This window comes from Luteimonas rhizosphaericola (assembly GCF_029888045.1).
Classification (GTDB): Bacteria; Pseudomonadota; Gammaproteobacteria; order Xanthomonadales; family Xanthomonadaceae; genus Luteimonas; species Luteimonas rhizosphaericola.
Genome location: NZ_JARXRN010000016.1, coordinates 1 through 15,345 on the forward strand (window position 1 = coordinate 1; position 15,345 = coordinate 15,345).

The following is a 15,345-nucleotide window of genomic DNA, read 5'->3' on the forward strand; positions in this document are numbered from 1 at the left end:
CTGGTCAGATCTACGGTGCGTTCAAGATGATCCGTCTGCGGCCTAACAATTCATTCAAGCCGACGCCGCTTCGCGGCGCGGCTTAATTCAGGCGTCAGGGGGCAGGAATGAGTGAGTCGCGACTTAGACGACCAAAGCGACTTTGGGTCGCAGCGGTAATGAACATCACTATCGGCCTCTTAGGTGTGTTCTTTCTTGCTTTCGTCTCGTTCTCATCGCGCGTTCCTAACGAGGCAAGGATGGCGGCAGCGCCGGTGCTTATGGCGCTTGTCACAACTTCGTTCCTAGTCGTTTCCTCAGTTCTCGCGCTGCTCGGCAAGCGCGGATGGGATCGCCTTATGCTAGCCGCAGCCTTGGTCCACTACGGTGGCGTATTCGCACAGAACGCATATCTACTCGTTCAAGCGCAAGAGTTGATCGTTCCTACTCAGAAAATTGTTGCAAACGTTGTTCGCAGTGGTATTGAGATTGCAATCAACATGTGGGCGGTACTCAGCGCAAAGACACGTGTATTCTTTCGCGGTGCCACGGCTGCCCCCTAACAATTCATTCAAGCCGAACCCGCTTCGCGGGTCGGCTTAACTCAAGCGTTAGGCCCAACTGAAGGCCCCGGTATGCGAGTACTACTTACGCTTCTACTGATCCTCGTCGCTCCTGCAGCGGCTCAGGCACCGAGTGTTTCGCTGCAGGAAGCAGCGCAGCACGCCGAGAGATATCTAAGGGATTCTGGCGTTGAGAATGCACACCGCTACCTCCAAAGCGCCATATGGCACTTCAACCATGAGTCGCCCGCCAAGAGTTGCTGGTCTGTGATCTGGGACGTAGCCGCTTCGCCTCCAATCACCGACGCCCATCTGCTTGTCTATGTTTGCGCGGACGGCACAATCAGGCATCACGACGATTGGGCCTAACAATTCATTCAAGCCGAACCCGCTTCGCGGGTCGGCTTAATTCAGGCGTTAGGCCGCACAGGACACATTCACGCATGCCCGACCAAGAGACCACACTGCGGCAACGGGCCAAGGCGGTTAAGCCATATCGCTGCAAGAATCTCATTGCCGTTATCGAGAACCCGATGGATGCGAAGAACATTGGAACCATTCTTCGCAACGTCAATGCGCTTGGCATCGACAAGACATACATCGTTGACGCTAAGAGATCTTTGCCCGATGACTGGCAGGAGCTCCGAGAGAGACGGTCAGTAGCCAAGAGCTCCGTTTCTGCCAGCAAGTGGAGCTTCGTCAAGCGTTTCGACAGCACTGAAGACTGCCTCAGCCACCTAGAGAAGAACCGCTACGTTTCCATCGTTACTTCCCCTCACATCAAAGGGAAGGACAACTACATTCTTCATGAGGCGGACTACACCCATCCTCGACTTGCCGTGTGGTTCGGCAATGAGTCGCGAGGTATCAGTAATCTGGCTGTCGAGCGTAGCGAGTTCTGTGTTTCAATCCCCATGTTCGGCATAGTCGAGAGCCTGAACCTCGGGACTACCACGGGCATTGTTCTGTACGAGATCACCAAGCAGCGCCGGGCCTACCAAGAGAAGTACAAGCGCGCCATTCGGAATCCAGGAACCGCAACGCAAGGTGCGGCCTAACAATGCGTTCAAGCCGAACCCGCTTCGTTACCCGGCCCAGGCGGCAGGTAAAGCCTGCCACCTGGTCCACTCCACTACGCGGGTCGGCTTAACTTAGGCGTTAAGCGCTCATGAAGCATCGACTCGCGCTAATCACGATCCTGCTATGGCTTACCGCATCTGGGCCCGCTGATGCTTGCATGGAGCCTGAGGTACCAACCTTCAGACAGAGCCTCGACTCTGCGACAGTCGTCTTTGTGGCGCGGCTGAACTCTGTCGGCCTTGTCAATAAGTCTCAGGCATCAAGGGACATCGCCGGACAGCTTGAGATCATTAGAACGCTCAAAGGTAACCCCAGCTTCCACTATCTACGCCACGAGGCTATATGGTGCGGCGGCCTACGCCTGCTGGTTGGACATTACTACCTGTTCGCTACTGACCAGAGCGGTTCCGTCTTGCGTCTGGTGCGTGGCGATCGATCTATTGTGGACGTATCGGAAGACTACAGCATGCAGTACCCGCCTAAGAAACCTGAGCAACTTTGGCAAACGAAGATCAACGACTATCTCAACGGCAGGCCGCTTCCCAAGAACTTCCAGATTTGGAACATCTCGCATCCGGTTCAAGCGTTTCCACCTCAGCCCGGCGAGGAATGGTAGTAATGGGTTACGCGCGTAACAGTTCATTCAAGCCGATGCTGCTCCGCGGCACGGCTTAACTCAGGCGTTGGGCGTTACGATGGAAGTATTGTTTCGATTACTTGGCGCATTACATCTGATCTACGGTTGGCTCCTCTTCGGCGCTGTAGCAAATGCGCTGAAGGAAGATTCTAGCATTGAGCTATCTCGGGCGCAGTGGGGAATCAAAACCCTACTGCTACTGGCAGAGATTGTGTTGTTGACCATTTGCGGCCTCGCAGCTCTACTGCTTGAGCCAAGTGCTTACATCTATGCATTTCTTTCCATTGTCATCCTCTTCTTGGTCGTGTTCTCTGACACGGTTGCGCTTCGCGGCCTATCTGCGCTTGCAGGCATTTCGACGCCGTTCTATCTTCATGCGCTTATCAGGGGCGTCGCTGCGGTTACTCTGCTTGCTACTGGACGCTACGTCAGTGGCGCCTGACAATTTTTTCAAGCGGATGCGGTAGTTCCTACGCTTCAGTGGACACCCTGACCTGATACTCAGGAGTGTCGCAATGCCCAAGCCTGGCCCCCGAACCATCTCCCGCTACAGCGAGGTCAAGGCCGCCGCCGTACACCTGAGCCTACAGCTGGGCGTGCATGTCAACGACGTTGCCGAGTCGCTTTACATCCCGGGCGTGCCCCGGCGCGCCGTGACGGCGGCTCTGCGGACACGCGCGCCGACGTGCGATACGCTCTTCCACAGGCATCGGGGGTCGGGTTCCTGGCAGGCGGCTTCCGGCGCCGATGGACCGAAGCCGGGCAGCCGGTGTCCACTTTTTCGCAGGAACCGCCTCCCGCTTCGCGGGTCCGATTAACTCAGGTGCTAGGCCGCTCGTGGCAAATCCATCGCAACTCAAAGAGATTGCCCAAGAGCTCCGGCGACTGCAGCAATCTTCTCCGGTTTCCCGCGGCGACGTAGATAGTTGGTCTGCGGCTGCCCGACGATTCACTGACTGGCAGCGCTCAACATTCCCGGATGTGCAGCTGCCTTCGCACGTCATGTTCTACCTGCACGACGCGGACATTCGGGTCAGAGATCCCGAACATCGGACTGAGCAAGACAAGGTTCTGGGTGAGATTATTGTCAGCCTGGAGCGAGGGATCGTCCCCGACTCACCGATGAGGACAATTGCCTTTTATCCACGATGGCTCGGTGCCATAGCTTTGGTGATACTTGTCGTAATCGGTTGGGTCGCGCGGTGACACGGCCTGCCAACTCATTCAAACAGAACCCGCTTCGCGGGTCGGTTTAACTCAGGCGTTAGGCCTCTCATAGCACATGGCTACGTACCATTTGGAATACGAGCTAGTCGCTGCCCTAGATCACCATGATGACTTGGTGGCGCAGTGCGCTGCCGGACGCCTGTCCTTCTGGGACTTCTGCGCGACCTACGACAACTTCTATTGGGCGTACGCCTTGGACGGCCATGAGTCTGACCCGACTGGTCAAGCGGTTCTGCACAAGCTGGCAGCGCGCATCGCTCCACACAAGGAACTGGCCGAGTCCGTCTTGGCGCATGTCTGCTCAGATACCGACGCCGCAAAGGGTAGCTACGGGAAGGCCGGTCGTTTCGGCCCAGAGGACGCTATGGTTCGACTCAAGCTTGTCGCCGCTGGCCTTTCGCGTGGAGAGGTCTAACAATTCATTCAAGACGACCCCGCTCGCGTGTCGGCTCAACTCTGGCCCTAGGCCGCAGCACCATGCCCGTCGTCAACCGGGAGCCGACCTATGCAGATCCAGTACCTCGAGATAGTGACCAATGACGTAGACGCAGTGTGTGCCGCGTACGCCGCCGCGAGCGGCGTGGAGTTTGGCGGTCCTGACGCCGGTCTCGGCAACGCACGTACCGCCGCGTTGGCGGGCGGCGGGCGTGTGGGTGTACGCGCGCCATTGCGTGAGACAGAGGAGCCGGTAGTCCGGCCATATTGGCTAGTAGAAGACCTTGAAGCAGCCGTTGCCGCTGTAGTCGAGGCCGGTGGACAGATTGCCGTTCCGCCCACGGAGATCCCCGGCCACGGGAGCTTCGCCATCTACCTCAGAGGGGGCAATGATCATGGGCTATGGCAGCTGTAGTCCCACATAGGTCAGGGCAGCGACGGTCCAACAGTTCCAATCAAGCGAAACCCGCTTCGCGGGTCGATTTGATCCAAGGGTTATGCCACAGGTGACGCTTTGACCCACAACGTTCTCTTCGTCTGCGGCAAGAACCGCTTGCGCAGCCCGACCGCGGAGCAGGTGTTCGCGGACTGGCCGGGCATCGAGACGGCATCCGCCGGAACCGGCCACGACGCGGACTGTCCGGTGTCGGCCGAGCTCATCGCCTGGGCGGATACGATCCTGGTGATGGAGGCGTCGCACCGGTCCAGGATCGCGGCCAGGTTCCGGCCCCAGCTGCGCGACAAGCGCCTGGCCGTACTCGGCATCCCGGACGAGTTCGAGTACATGGCGCCGGAGCTCATCCGGCTCCTGCAGCAGAAGGTGCGGCCGTACTTGCCGTCCAGCTCGGGTGCGCCCTAGCCTGCGACTCCAGAGTCCGTTTAGGCCGACACCTATAGCGCCAGGTTGCGATCAATGGGGCGGAGAGAATTCCACCTGGATGGTTCCCTCCGCTTCTCCCGCGTCTGGCGCTTGCCAGCGGGTCCCATCGCCGCTACAAGGCGGCTGGACCTGGAGACCGGGGCGCGCGACGGATACGCCACGGCCCTCATGGACGCCGTGTTCGCACACCCGAAGCTGCAGGGCCTGCGTCGCTTCACGTTGGCGACCGGAGACGCGCACGGCCTGTACGCCAGGTACGGGTTCACAACCCCGGAATTTCCGGCCACGTTGATGGAGCGGTACGTTCCGGACCTCTATTCGAAGGATCGCGTCGAGGTGGTACCGTCGAACGCGAAAGAGGAGAGACCATGACCAAGGACCTGCCATCGGCGGACGAGTACGCAGCCGAAACCGCCCGCTTCTCCCCGCTGGCCGTCGTGGACCTGCAGGCGCTCCAGCGCGAGGTCGCCGGCGGCTACCGCAACCAGGTGGTGCTGGACGTCAATGGCGAGTGCATGAGGCAGTCGGTGTTCGAGGGCGAGTACCGCTGGCACCGCCATCCCGGCACGGACGAGCTGTTCCTCGTGGTCTCGGGCGAATTGCATATCGAATTCGAGTCGGCGCCCGAGGTGGTGCTGCGGGAATGGCAGTGCCTGGTGGTGCCGGCGGGCACGGTGCACCGCACGCGCGCCGTGGGCCGCACCGTCAACGTCACGTTCGAGCGGCAGGGCGCCGAGACGGAGTTCGTGGATCCCCCGCCCGGTCGGTGATTCCGGAAAGCGGCTGCTGACCGACCACCGCAACTGGCGACCACCGATGAGGCCTACGACCAATGCGTGATGAACAACCCGCGCCATCGCTCCACGGCTCCTGTCATTGCGGGGCCGTGCGTCTCACGCTCCCGTCTGCGCCTCCGGAGGCCACGAGCTGCAACTGCTCGCTCTGTCGCCGGTCGGGCATCATCTGTGCGTATTACCCGTTGGGCTCGGTGTCGATCGAAGGGCATCCGGAGCACACGGACAGCTATGTCTGGGGCGACCGGACGCTCAGAAACGTGCGCTGCAGGCACTGCGGCATCGTGACGCACTGGGAACCGCTGGATCCGGTGCCGGGCGCGCGACACGGGGTGAACCTGCGGAACTTCGATCCCGGGCTGCTGGCGTCCGTGTCCGTGAGGCGCTTCGACGGGGCGGACACCTGGACGTTCCTCGACTGAGGCTGTTCGCGAGCGGTTCGTTCCGGATCGGTGCGACGGCCACATCTTCGTGCGGCTGACCGCCCTGCCCGGCCCGATGGCCGGCCAGGGCGCGCCTTCGTCCGCTCGATTCGCTCCGTCGGTCGACCAAATCGCGCCATCGCCCTCCCGATCCGGTCCGTCAGCCGGCCAGATCGTTCCGCAGCCCACCCGAATCCGGCCGCCGGCCGACCAATTTGCTCCGGGCTCCGCTTCCGGAGCCTGGCGCGTGGGCCAGATCGGGCGGAATGCGGGCCTCTGAGGGCGGCGGCTGGACAAATCTTGTCCAACGCCCGGCCTTTTCGGCCGGCGGTCGGAGACAAAAGGCCCGCGTGTGGAGCTCGGAACCCGGCGGACGGCGCCAGGCGAGCCGCTTGCGGCGGCAGGACCTAAGCAGGCCATCGGCGACGTCCGACGGGTCGGCGTCGGCCCGGTGCAGCCGGGGCGGTCCCGCCCTCCGCCAACCCCACGCCTGGGAGAGCACCGACCGTTCCTCGAACGGCCAGGCGTTCTAGCGACCACCCCTCGCCATGCCGGCAGTCGCGTCGCTCGATGTGACGACGACGCCTACTTGGCGCCAACGCCTGGCGGACGCAGCATCGCGTCGATTCTCGGCGTACGCTTCCCCTCACCCCTGCCGGCAGGCGTCGTCTCCGGAGTCGACATGCGCGCGAACAAGACCCGGGAAACGGACGCGGATGTGTCCGGCTACCTGACGGCAATCGAACACCCGGACCGACGGGCCGACTGCCAGGCACTGGCTGAGCTGATGTCGCGCGTGACCGGACAGCCCGCCCGCATGTGGGGCCCGGGCATGGTCGGCTTCGGCGTGCATCGTTACCGCTACGAGAGCGGACGGGAAGGCGAGATCTGCGCGGTCGGCTTCGCCTCGCGCAAGAGCGAGCTCGTGCTCTACGGGCTCGACATCGCGAGCGACTCCGGTGCGCTGCCCGGCGAGCTGGGCAAGTTCAAGACCGGAAAGAGCTGCCTGTACATCAAGCGGCTCGCCGACGTGGACCTGGTGGTCCTGTCCGACATGATCGAGGCCGCTGCAACAAAACGCTTGTCGACGGATGCCTGACGGCGCCCTCCGCACGCGCCCAGCCAGACCCATCGTCAACCATCCCCACGAGGACACCCCGTGACTGCGAAGATCCTGATGCTTGTGAGTGCCGGGATCTCGCTGCTGCTGGGCATACTCCATCTCGTCTACACCTTTTCGTCCTCGCACCTGCTGCCGCGCGATCCGGCGCTGCGCGCGGCGATGGAGGCCGCACCGCTCGCCATCACCCGGGAGACGTCCGTACTGCGCGCGTGGATCGGATTCAATGCCAGTCACGGCATCGCGCTGCTGCTGTTCGGGTTGGTGTTCGGTGTTCTGGCGGTGTCGCACAGCCGGGTGCTGTTCGGCTCGAACGGGCTGCTGGCGATCGGGTTCGCGACGCTGCTCGGCTTCGCCGTGTTGGCCAGACTCTACTGGTTCAGCGTGCCGCTGGCGGCGGTGACGGTCGCGCTGCTGGCGTACGTCGCCAGCGTGGTGGCCGCGCGGGTGTAGTGGTGCTGAGCTGGAACGCCGCGCGGACATCAGTGGTCGCCCACGGGCGCATCGCTGCTCGGCGGGCAGTGCGTACGCGTCAACGCCCCTGCACGCGCATCCGCCGCCGGATGCGGCTCAGCGACACGGGCGTGACCCGGATGTAGCTCGCGATCTCGTGCTGCCTGAGCTGCGCGGCGATCCCGGGCATTTCCTGCAGGAACCGGGCATAGCGGGCCTCGGGCGCGAGCATCAGCAATTCCATCTCGCGCTGCTCCTTGCGCTGGCCGTACACGCGGTAGGCATTGCGCAGGGCGCGCATCCACGGCAGGGAGTCTCCGGCGATGCGCTCGAGTTCATCTGCCGGCAGCGACGCGACGACGCAGTCCGTGCCCGCATGGGCGTCGAACGGCGCTGGCGCGCCATCGAGGCAGGCCAGGCAGGCGAACGGCACCTGCGCGGGTACGAATCCCTTCACCCACGAGGCGCCCTCCGGGGACTGGTACCGCAGGGTCAGGAAGCCGCTGGAGACCACGTGCACGCGGCGGTCGATGGCGCCGGCCGCGAACAGCGGCGCGTCGCGGGCGAGCGTGCGCACGGCGATGCGCGCGGGCAGCGACGCATCGCGCGGCAAGGTGTCGCCCACCAGACGGTCGAAGGCGCTGAAGAAGGTCTCGCGGGCGGGTACCTCGCCGTTATCCGGGGATAATGACGCGCCCGGGTCGATCCGCGATGCTGGCGGCTCTGCCTGGAGCGAAGCCGATGCCGCGATTCCTGCTTCCACCGGTGCTGGTGCTCCTGCTGCTGGGCGTCATGTGGCTGCTCGACAGGATGCTGCCGGCCCCTGCGCTGGTCAAACCGCTGTCCACCTGGGTGGGCGTCGCGGGCGTGCTGGCGGGGTACGCGATCGCGCAGTGGCACGTAGCGCTGTTCAAGCGCCGTGGCGCCAACGTTCCGACCTTCGGCGAGCCTTCCGAGCTGTGCGAGGCGGGCTGGTTCTCATGGACGCGCAATCCGATGTACCTCGGCCTGCTGGTGCTGCTGCTCGGCGCCGCCTGCTGGATGGGGTCGCTGGCGGCCTTCGCGGGTCCGGCGGTGTTCTTCGCCGCCGCGCACTGGGGCTACGTGCCGTTCGAGGAAGCGCGCCTGCAGGCCCGCCACGGCGCGCGCTACGCGGACTACTGCCGCCGCGTGCCGCGCTGGATCGGGCGGCGACGCGCCTGAGGACTCCGGCTCCCGGGTGCATCCGGCATGGCGCGCCGCAGCCAAGCCGCACCCGCATCCTCAGGCCGCGCAACGCGCTGCACTCACCGCGCGATAACGTGACCGGCGCTACTGGAGTCGGGCGCCCGCGGGCGTATCGTGTGCCCTCCCCCGTCTTCCGCAGGATCGCCCGGATGCGCCTGTCCCTGACCGCCCTCGCCTGCAGCGCCCTGCTGCTGACTGCATGCGACGACGTGATCGTCGAGAACCCCGCCGTCGAATACACCCCCGAGACCGCACCGGCCGCCGCCGCGACGCGGCTGGCGGTGTCGCCGCGCATCCGCGCGCAGCCCGCAGACGCGCCCGCCGCGCCCGCTGCGCCCGCTGCGCCCGCTGCGGCGCCCCGCACCCCCGCCCGCGCCCCGGCGCTCGCCGCCGAACCGCAGCGTGTCACCGGCGGCCCGGGCCCGCGGCGGCGGGTGGTCGAGCCCGATCCGCCCTTCGTCAGCACGCCGGTCGCCACGCTCAACGAGCCATGGGCGATGGCGTTCCTGCCCGACGGCCGGCTGCTGGTCACCGAGAAGAACGGCACCCTGCGGCTGGTGAACGTGGCCACCGGCCAGGTCGGCACCATCACCGGGGTGCCGCGCGTGGCCTACGGCGGCCAGGGCGGGCTGGGCGACGTGATCCTGCATCCGCAGTTCGCTAGCAACCGCCGCATCTACCTGAGCTATGTCGAGCAGAGCGGCGCGATCTACGGCGCGGTGGTGGTCCGTGCGCAGCTGGACCTGGGCTCGGGCAACAACGGCAACCTGACCGGCATCACCCGCATCTGGGAGCAGGCGCCGAAGGTCAGCGGCCAAGGGCATTTCAGCCACCGGCTGGCGTTCGACGCCAACCGCAAGCTGTGGATCACCTCCGGCGACCGGCAGAAGTTCGACCCGGCGCAGGACATGGGCGGCAACCTCGGCAAGCTGATCCGCCTCAACGACGACGGCACCGCGCCCAGCGACAACCCGTTCTATGCCCAAGGCGGCAATGCCGCGCAGGTGTGGACGCTGGGCCACCGCAACCCGCTGGGCATCGCCTTCGACGCCGAGGGTCGACTGTGGTCGCACGAGATGGGCCCGGAGGGCGGCGACGAGCTCAACCTGATCCTGCGCGGGCGCAACTACGGCTGGCCGCTGGTATCGGAAGGCAACCACTACGGCGGCGGCCCGATCCCGCGCCACAGCACCCGTCCCGACTTCGAGGCACCCAAGGAATGGTGGACGCCGGTGATCGCGCCAGCCGGCATGATCATCTATTCGGGCAACCTGTTCCGCACCTTCAGGGGCGACGCCTTCATCGGCGGCCTGGCCTCGCAGGCGCTGGTGCGGGTGCGCTTCAACGGCACCAGCGCCTCCGAGTACCGCCGCTACGGCATGGGCCGCCGCATCCGCGACGTCGAGCAGGGCCCCGACGGCGCGATCTGGCTGCTGGAGGATGGCGGCAACGGCCGCCTGCTGAAGCTGACGCCGCCGGGCTGAGGGCCCGCGATCGACGGCGCGGCTGTCGAAACGGCGCCGCGTCGAACGTCGTGCTGCCGGACCTTCCCCATCCGGAGCCGATGCATGACGCCGCTGCTGTACGCCCATCCGTTCTCGTCCTACTGCCAGAAGGTACTCGTCGCGCTGTACGAGGCCGGCACCCCGTTCGAACTGCGCCGCATCGACGACGAGGCGCACATGGCCGAGCTCGCGGCGCGCTGGCCGCTCAGGCGTTTCCCGATCCTGGTCGACGGCGAGCGCACCGTGCTCGAGGCCAGCACGATCATCGAGCACCTGCAGCTGCATCACCCGTCGCCCGTGCGCCTCATTCCCGAGGATCCCGTGGCGGCGCTGGAGGTGCGGATGATGGACCGGGTGTTCGACAACTACGTCTCCACGCCGCAGCAGAAGTGCACGTTCGACGCCATCCGCCCGGCAGAGGCGCGCGACGCGCATGGCGTGGCCGAGGCGCGCGCCATGCTCGAGACCATCTATGCCTGGCTGGACGCGCGCCTGGCCGACCGCACCTGGGCAGCGGGCGAGACCTTCAGCCTGGCCGACTGCGGCGCGGCGCCGTTCCTGTTCTACGCGCAGTGGACGCACGCGATTCCCGAGCGGCATGCGCACCTGCGTGCATACCGGCGGCGGCTGATGAACCGGCCGTCGTTTGCGCGGGTGCTGGAGGAGGCGCGGCCCTACCGCAGCTTCTTCCCGCTGGGGAAGATCGAGGACGAGTAGCGGCATGGGCGCGTCCGCGGCTCCGGGAGCGCGTCGCTTGTCCCGCCTGCTCGAGTGCGTGCGGCAAGGATCGCGGCTCCCCGGGTGCGCTTTCGCTTACCCGGGCTACGGGTTGGCGCAGTGTCCCGTAGCCCGGATAAGGCCGAAGGCCGCATCCGGGAGATGCGTGACGGACATGGATGTTGCCGCTCCCCGGGTGCGCTTCGCTTACCCGGGCTACGGGTTGGCGCAGTGTCCCGTAGCCCGGATAAGGCCGGAGGCCGCATCCGGGGGATGCGTGACGGACAGGAATGTTGCCGCTCCCCGGGTGCGCTTCGCTTACCCGGGCTACGGGTTGGCGCAGTGTCCCGTAGCCCGGATAAGGCCGGAGGCCGCATCCGGGGGCGCGCGCAGGTCGTGTGACGCGTCAGCGGCAAATGCGTCCGCCGCCGCGGTCGAAGTGGAAGTGGTCGGCGTGGGCGGCGTTGTAGTCCGGGCCGAGCACGGCGTCGAACCACTGGCAGGCGCCGTCGCGCACGGCGCGCAGGAAGGCGGCATCGTCGGTGAGGGGCTCCGGGGCTGCCGCGGGTTCTGGAATGGCGTTGGACGCGGGCGCGTCTGCGCCCGGGGCGGCGGCAGCCTCCGCCTCGCGTTCGCTGGAGGCTGTTGTGTCGGACGTGTCGCCTCCCGCTTGCGGCGGATCCGCCCCGCCCCAGTCCCCGAGCACGCGCACGCGGCGACCGTCTTCCAGCACGAAGCCGGCGATGTCGAGCGCGTCCGCGGTGGCGTGCCGGCTGCGACGCCCGGCTTCGCGTCCGTACAGGTTGCGGCAGGAGTACGAACCGAAGTGCTCGATCCGTGCCACCGGACTGCCCAGGTGCGTCCCGGCAGCCTGCTGCAAGGCATGGCGTTCCCACATCGCCAGCGACAGCGCGGCGCGGCAGCTGAGCGAGAACGCCTCGCCCACCGCCACGCTGGTGCGGCTGATGCGCACGGCGTTGTCGAAGCCGCAGCCCTCGCCGGTGACGCGATCCTCCATCGGCTGCAGGCGCATGTCGGCCTGGGCGAGCGCTTGCCGGCACGCGGCGCGATCGGCGGAGGCGCGGTCGAGCTTGTAGCGCGTGAGCAGGTTCGGGGTGTCGTCGATGCGCAGGGGCGCGAACGGATTCCAGCGGTCCGGAACCTGCAACGCACCGCTGAACAGCGCCCAGGCCAGCAGAACGAGCAGCAGCAGGAACAGCAGTCCGCCGTAGCGGCGGCGAGGCGTGGAGGACATGCGCGCATGGTCGTGCAAGCGCGGACACGTGTGCGTGACGATGCCCGCACACGCCGCGCATCCAGCCGCGCGGTCGCGCGATGTCAGCGTGGGGCATGTCCCAGACTGAACCGTCGCACTTGGTATTGCGCTGATTTCACCCGGGATTCGCGCGCAGCCCGCGAGCATCGCCTCCACATTCACTGTGTCTGCGGAGGCTCGCCATGAAACGTCCCGTCATCCATGCACTCGCGGTCGCGACGCTCGGCCTCGCCGCCGCCGGCACCCTGCACGCGCAGACCTACGGCCCGCAGGACGAAGGCCGCCGCTTCGACGACGGCAGCCGCGTGGTCTGCGAAGACGTCGAGGTGCAGCGTTCGGGCGGCGATCCGAACCGAATCGCCGGCACCGCCGCGGGCGCGGTGATCGGCGGCGTGGTCGGCAGCCAGGTCGGCAGCGGCAGTGGCCGCGACCTCGCCACCATCGGCGGCGCGATCGCCGGCGGCGCCGTCGGCCGCAAGGTTCAGGGCGATCGCCAGGAGTCGCGCGGCGATCGCATCGTAGAACAGCGCTGCACCCGCGTCTGGCGCTGACCGGTTCCGGCGCGTGATACCGCACCCGCCCCCGTCATGGGGGCGGGTTTTTTCGTGTCTGCGCCAGGCTTATCCCGTCTTCGCTGTTGGAAGACGGCTGCGTTGGCATCGCCCATCACGCAACGTGCGCCGTGGGGCTCGATCCGCCAGCGGTGCGAACGAAGCGTGCGTGCGCGGAGTCAGCCTCAACCGCAGCATCCCACGTAGCGCGGCACTGCGTGATCAGGACGCGCCCTGTCCCTGCGCGAGCCACGCCTGCAGCAGCTCCGCCTCCTGTTCGCGGGTGATGCCGGCGTTGAGCTTGGCCTGGCGTTCGGCCGGCAGGCTGCGGAACCAGGCCAGCAGGTCCGCCACCGTGGTCGCCAGCGGGCGGAACGTCAGGCCTGCGGCGATGGCGCGCGAATTGTCGACTGCGCCGTAGCCGCCGTAAGTGTCGTGCTCGCGCGAGACCCAGATCGGCAGGCCCACTTCGCGCTGTTCGAGGAACGCCGCCGGCACGTGGGTGAATCGCACCGGGCCGCCGGTGACCGCGTGGCAGCCGTGCACCATCGCGTCGGTGCTGAGCACGTAGTCGGGGCCGCAGGCGTTGAAGGTGCCGGTGGTGCCATTCTCGGCGAGGCGGATCATCCACTCGCCCAGGTCGCGACCGTCGATGATCTGCACCGGATCCTGCCCGTCGCCGGGCACCAGCACGTCGCCACCCTGCGCGATGCGGTGCGGCCAGTAGGTGAAGCGGTCGGTGTCGTCGCGTGGGCCGACGATGTAGCCCGGCCGCACGATGGTGGTGCGCGCGCCGAACTGGCGCTTCGCCTCGGCTTCGCTCAGGGCCTTGAGCGGCCCGTAGAGGTTGGCGACGTCGGCCATCAGCGTCTCGCGCGTCTCGGCCATCGCGTCGTCGCCGGTGTAGGCGGCCAGCGGCGCGTCCTCCGTGATGCCGGGCTTCGAGCCGTCGGCATAGACCGAGATGGTCGAGATGAACAGGTACTGGCCGACGTTGTCCTTCAGCACCTGGCCCGCGTCGCGCACCCAGAACGGCAGCGAGGTCGGGTTGTCGATGCACACGTCCCACTTGCGGCCGGCCAGCGCCGACAGGTCGCCGGTGTTGCGGTCGCCGTGCAGCTGCTCCACCTCGCCCGGCCATTCCGGCGAGGGCCGCTGGCCACGGTTGAACAGCGTGACCTGGTGGCCGCGGGCCAGTGCGTACTGCACCTGGAACGGGCCGGTGAAGCCGGTGCCGCCGAGGATCAGGATCTTCAGCGGACGCTTCGCGCGTTCGATGGCGGGCGCGTCGGCGGCCGGCGCGTTGGCGAGCGCGGGCAGCGCGGTGGAGGCGGCGGCGAGCGCGCCGAGCTTGAACAGGTCGCGGCGGGTGGTGGGCATGGATGGGGTCCCCGGTGGTGTGCCCGCGTTCTAGCACCCGCCAGCGTCGCCCGCCCCCTGCCGGAAGTCCGGGTGGCCGCGCTGCGGCCAGCACCGGCACACCGGCGGGGTCAGACCGCCGCGGTCACCACGATCTCGACCTTCCACTCCGGCCGCGCCAGCTTCGCCTCCACCGTGGCGCGGGAGGGTGCGTCGCCGCCGACCACCCACGCGTCCCACGCCCGGTTCATGCCGGCGAAGTCGGCGATGTCGGCCAGGTAGATCTGCGCGCGCAGGATGCGGCGCTTGTCGCTGCCGGCCTGGGCGAGCAGCGCGTCGATCGCCTCGAGCACTTCGCGGGTCTGGGTCTCGATGTCGGCGCCGTCGGTCTCGGGTACCTGCCCGGCGAGGTAGACCACGCCGTTGTGGATACTGGCTTCGGACATGCGCGGGCCGGCGTCGATGCGCTGGATCATGGAGGCGTTCCTGCGGAAAGGGAGCCGGCACGATAGGGGAATCGACGCGGCGCGTGAAGCGATGCGGGCGCGCTGACACGCGCAGGCGATGCCCATGGCCCGTGCGGACTGCAGCCCTGTTCCCGCATCCCGCCGCGGCATGCCGCCTTGGTTCGCGCGGCCGCCGACCACGCCCCCGGGGAGCGCACTCACGGGCTGACAGTCGACCGATGCCGCGCCATCCTGTGCGACCCTGCGAATCGCGACCCTGCCGCCCCGCCGATGTCCGAGCTCGAACCACGCGCCGTGATCCACCTGCTGCTGCACGTCGCGGTGCCGCTGGCGGTGGCGCGGCTGTGCTGGCCTGCGCAGTGGAAGCGCGCTGCCGTGTGGTTGCTCGCCGGTTGGCTGATCGACCTCGACCACCTGCTGGCCGATCCCGTCTACGCGCCCGGACGCTGCAGCATCGGCTTCCATCCGCTGCACACCTGGCCGGCGATCCTCGCCTACGGCGCGCTCACCCTGCCCCGGCGCACGCGCTGGTTCGGCACCGGCCTGCTGATCCACATCGCGCTGGACTGGATCGATTGCCTGCTGATGTAGGCATGCTCGCCGGGCCGGCCTTCACGACCGTGTCCGACGTGGCCAGGACCCCTGCCATCAGT

At 66.8% G+C, this 15,345-nt stretch carries 19 protein-coding genes and 1 pseudogene; 16 read left to right on the forward strand and 4 right to left on the reverse strand.

The window, feature by feature from the left end; genetic code table 11:
• Positions 1-158 precede the first annotated feature (158 nt).
• The 11 genes and pseudogenes from QFW80_RS01270 to QFW80_RS01320 all read left to right on the forward strand — a co-directional run bounded on the left by QFW80_RS01270 (position 159) and on the right by QFW80_RS01320 (position 7,590).
• The gene (locus QFW80_RS01270; RefSeq protein WP_280599161.1) at positions 159-542 is read left to right on the forward strand and encodes a hypothetical protein; all 384 of its coding nucleotides are present in this window, start codon (positions 159-161) and stop codon (positions 540-542) included.
• 443 nt (positions 543-985) lie between these two features.
• Complete coding sequence (locus tag QFW80_RS01275; RefSeq protein ID WP_280599163.1) at positions 986-1,600, forward strand: TrmH family RNA methyltransferase; 615 nt, start codon at positions 986-988, stop codon at positions 1,598-1,600.
• A 179-nt stretch (positions 1,601-1,779) separates the two neighbouring features.
• On the forward strand, positions 1,780-2,238 hold the full coding sequence (locus QFW80_RS01280) for a hypothetical protein (protein ID WP_280599164.1): 459 nt from the start codon (positions 1,780-1,782) through the stop codon (positions 2,236-2,238).
• A gap of 79 nt (positions 2,239-2,317) precedes the next feature.
• Positions 2,318-2,701, forward strand: coding sequence for a hypothetical protein (locus QFW80_RS01285; protein WP_280599165.1), 384 nt, complete (start codon positions 2,318-2,320; stop codon positions 2,699-2,701).
• A 1,290-nt stretch (positions 2,702-3,991) separates the two neighbouring features.
• On the forward strand, positions 3,992-4,336 hold the full coding sequence (locus tag QFW80_RS01290; RefSeq protein ID WP_280599166.1) for a VOC family protein: 345 nt from the start codon (positions 3,992-3,994) through the stop codon (positions 4,334-4,336).
• 99 nt (positions 4,337-4,435) lie between these two features.
• Complete coding sequence (locus QFW80_RS01295) at positions 4,436-4,780, forward strand: low molecular weight protein tyrosine phosphatase family protein (RefSeq protein ID WP_280599167.1); 345 nt, start codon at positions 4,436-4,438, stop codon at positions 4,778-4,780.
• Between the two features lie 174 nt (positions 4,781-4,954).
• Positions 4,955-5,173: pseudogene (locus QFW80_RS01300) on the forward strand (hypothetical protein); the annotation flags it as partial.
• Complete coding sequence (locus QFW80_RS01305; RefSeq protein WP_280599168.1) at positions 5,170-5,571, forward strand: cupin domain-containing protein; 402 nt, start codon at positions 5,170-5,172, stop codon at positions 5,569-5,571. The pseudogene QFW80_RS01300 and the gene QFW80_RS01305, both read left to right, overlap by 4 nt.
• Positions 5,572-5,633: 62 nt before the next feature.
• Entirely contained in the window at positions 5,634-6,017 is a 384-nt protein-coding gene (locus tag QFW80_RS17630; protein ID WP_486624496.1) for a GFA family protein, read from the forward strand.
• Between the two features lie 682 nt (positions 6,018-6,699).
• Positions 6,700-7,116 (forward strand): DUF1801 domain-containing protein, encoded by a 417-nt coding sequence (locus QFW80_RS01315; protein ID WP_280599172.1) that lies wholly within the window; start codon positions 6,700-6,702, stop codon positions 7,114-7,116.
• Positions 7,117-7,176: 60 nt separating this feature from the next.
• Positions 7,177-7,590: an LIC_13387 family protein gene (locus QFW80_RS01320; RefSeq protein ID WP_280599174.1), complete on the forward strand. Its 414-nt coding sequence runs from the start codon at positions 7,177-7,179 to the stop codon at positions 7,588-7,590.
• A 79-nt stretch (positions 7,591-7,669) separates the two neighbouring features.
• On the opposite strand, the gene QFW80_RS01325 is transcribed toward QFW80_RS01320, so the two are convergent.
• Entirely contained in the window at positions 7,670-8,353 is a 684-nt protein-coding gene (locus tag QFW80_RS01325; protein ID WP_280599176.1) for a Crp/Fnr family transcriptional regulator, read from the reverse strand.
• Between QFW80_RS01325 and QFW80_RS01330 the strand changes: the two genes are divergently transcribed.
• The 3 genes from QFW80_RS01330 (at position 8,332) to QFW80_RS01340 (ending at position 11,039) form a co-directional block, all read left to right on the forward strand.
• A complete protein-coding gene (locus QFW80_RS01330; RefSeq protein ID WP_280599177.1) occupies positions 8,332-8,793 on the forward strand; it encodes a methyltransferase family protein in 462 nt (153 codons plus the stop codon). The two genes, QFW80_RS01325 and QFW80_RS01330, sit on opposite strands and share 22 nt — an antisense overlap.
• A 173-nt stretch (positions 8,794-8,966) precedes the next feature.
• Entirely contained in the window at positions 8,967-10,301 is a 1,335-nt protein-coding gene (locus QFW80_RS01335; RefSeq protein WP_280599178.1) for a PQQ-dependent sugar dehydrogenase, read from the forward strand.
• An 84-nt stretch (positions 10,302-10,385) separates the two neighbouring features.
• On the forward strand, positions 10,386-11,039 hold the full coding sequence (locus tag QFW80_RS01340; protein WP_280599180.1) for a glutathione S-transferase family protein: 654 nt from the start codon (positions 10,386-10,388) through the stop codon (positions 11,037-11,039).
• Between the two features lie 406 nt (positions 11,040-11,445).
• Here QFW80_RS01340 and QFW80_RS01345 read toward each other — a convergent pair whose 3' ends face one another.
• Positions 11,446-12,294 (reverse strand): extensin-like domain-containing protein, encoded by an 849-nt coding sequence (locus QFW80_RS01345; protein WP_280599181.1) that lies wholly within the window; start codon positions 12,292-12,294, stop codon positions 11,446-11,448.
• Positions 12,295-12,497: 203 nt separating this feature from the next.
• On the opposite strand from QFW80_RS01345, the gene QFW80_RS01350 reads away from it, so the two are divergent.
• Positions 12,498-12,866, forward strand: coding sequence for a glycine zipper 2TM domain-containing protein (locus QFW80_RS01350; RefSeq protein ID WP_280599183.1), 369 nt, complete (start codon positions 12,498-12,500; stop codon positions 12,864-12,866).
• 222 nt (positions 12,867-13,088) lie between these two features.
• On the opposite strand, the gene QFW80_RS01355 is transcribed toward QFW80_RS01350, so the two are convergent.
• Both QFW80_RS01355 and QFW80_RS01360 read right to left on the reverse strand, forming a co-directional pair.
• Positions 13,089-14,246: an NAD-dependent epimerase/dehydratase family protein gene (locus tag QFW80_RS01355; protein WP_280599184.1), complete on the reverse strand. Its 1,158-nt coding sequence runs from the start codon at positions 14,244-14,246 to the stop codon at positions 13,089-13,091.
• Between the two features lie 110 nt (positions 14,247-14,356).
• On the reverse strand, positions 14,357-14,701 hold the full coding sequence (locus QFW80_RS01360) for a RidA family protein (protein WP_280599185.1): 345 nt from the start codon (positions 14,699-14,701) through the stop codon (positions 14,357-14,359).
• A 261-nt stretch (positions 14,702-14,962) separates the two neighbouring features.
• On the opposite strand from QFW80_RS01360, the gene QFW80_RS01365 reads away from it, so the two are divergent.
• The gene (locus tag QFW80_RS01365; protein ID WP_280599187.1) at positions 14,963-15,283 is read left to right on the forward strand and encodes a DUF6122 family protein; all 321 of its coding nucleotides are present in this window, start codon (positions 14,963-14,965) and stop codon (positions 15,281-15,283) included.
• Positions 15,284-15,345: the final 62 nt, after the last annotated feature.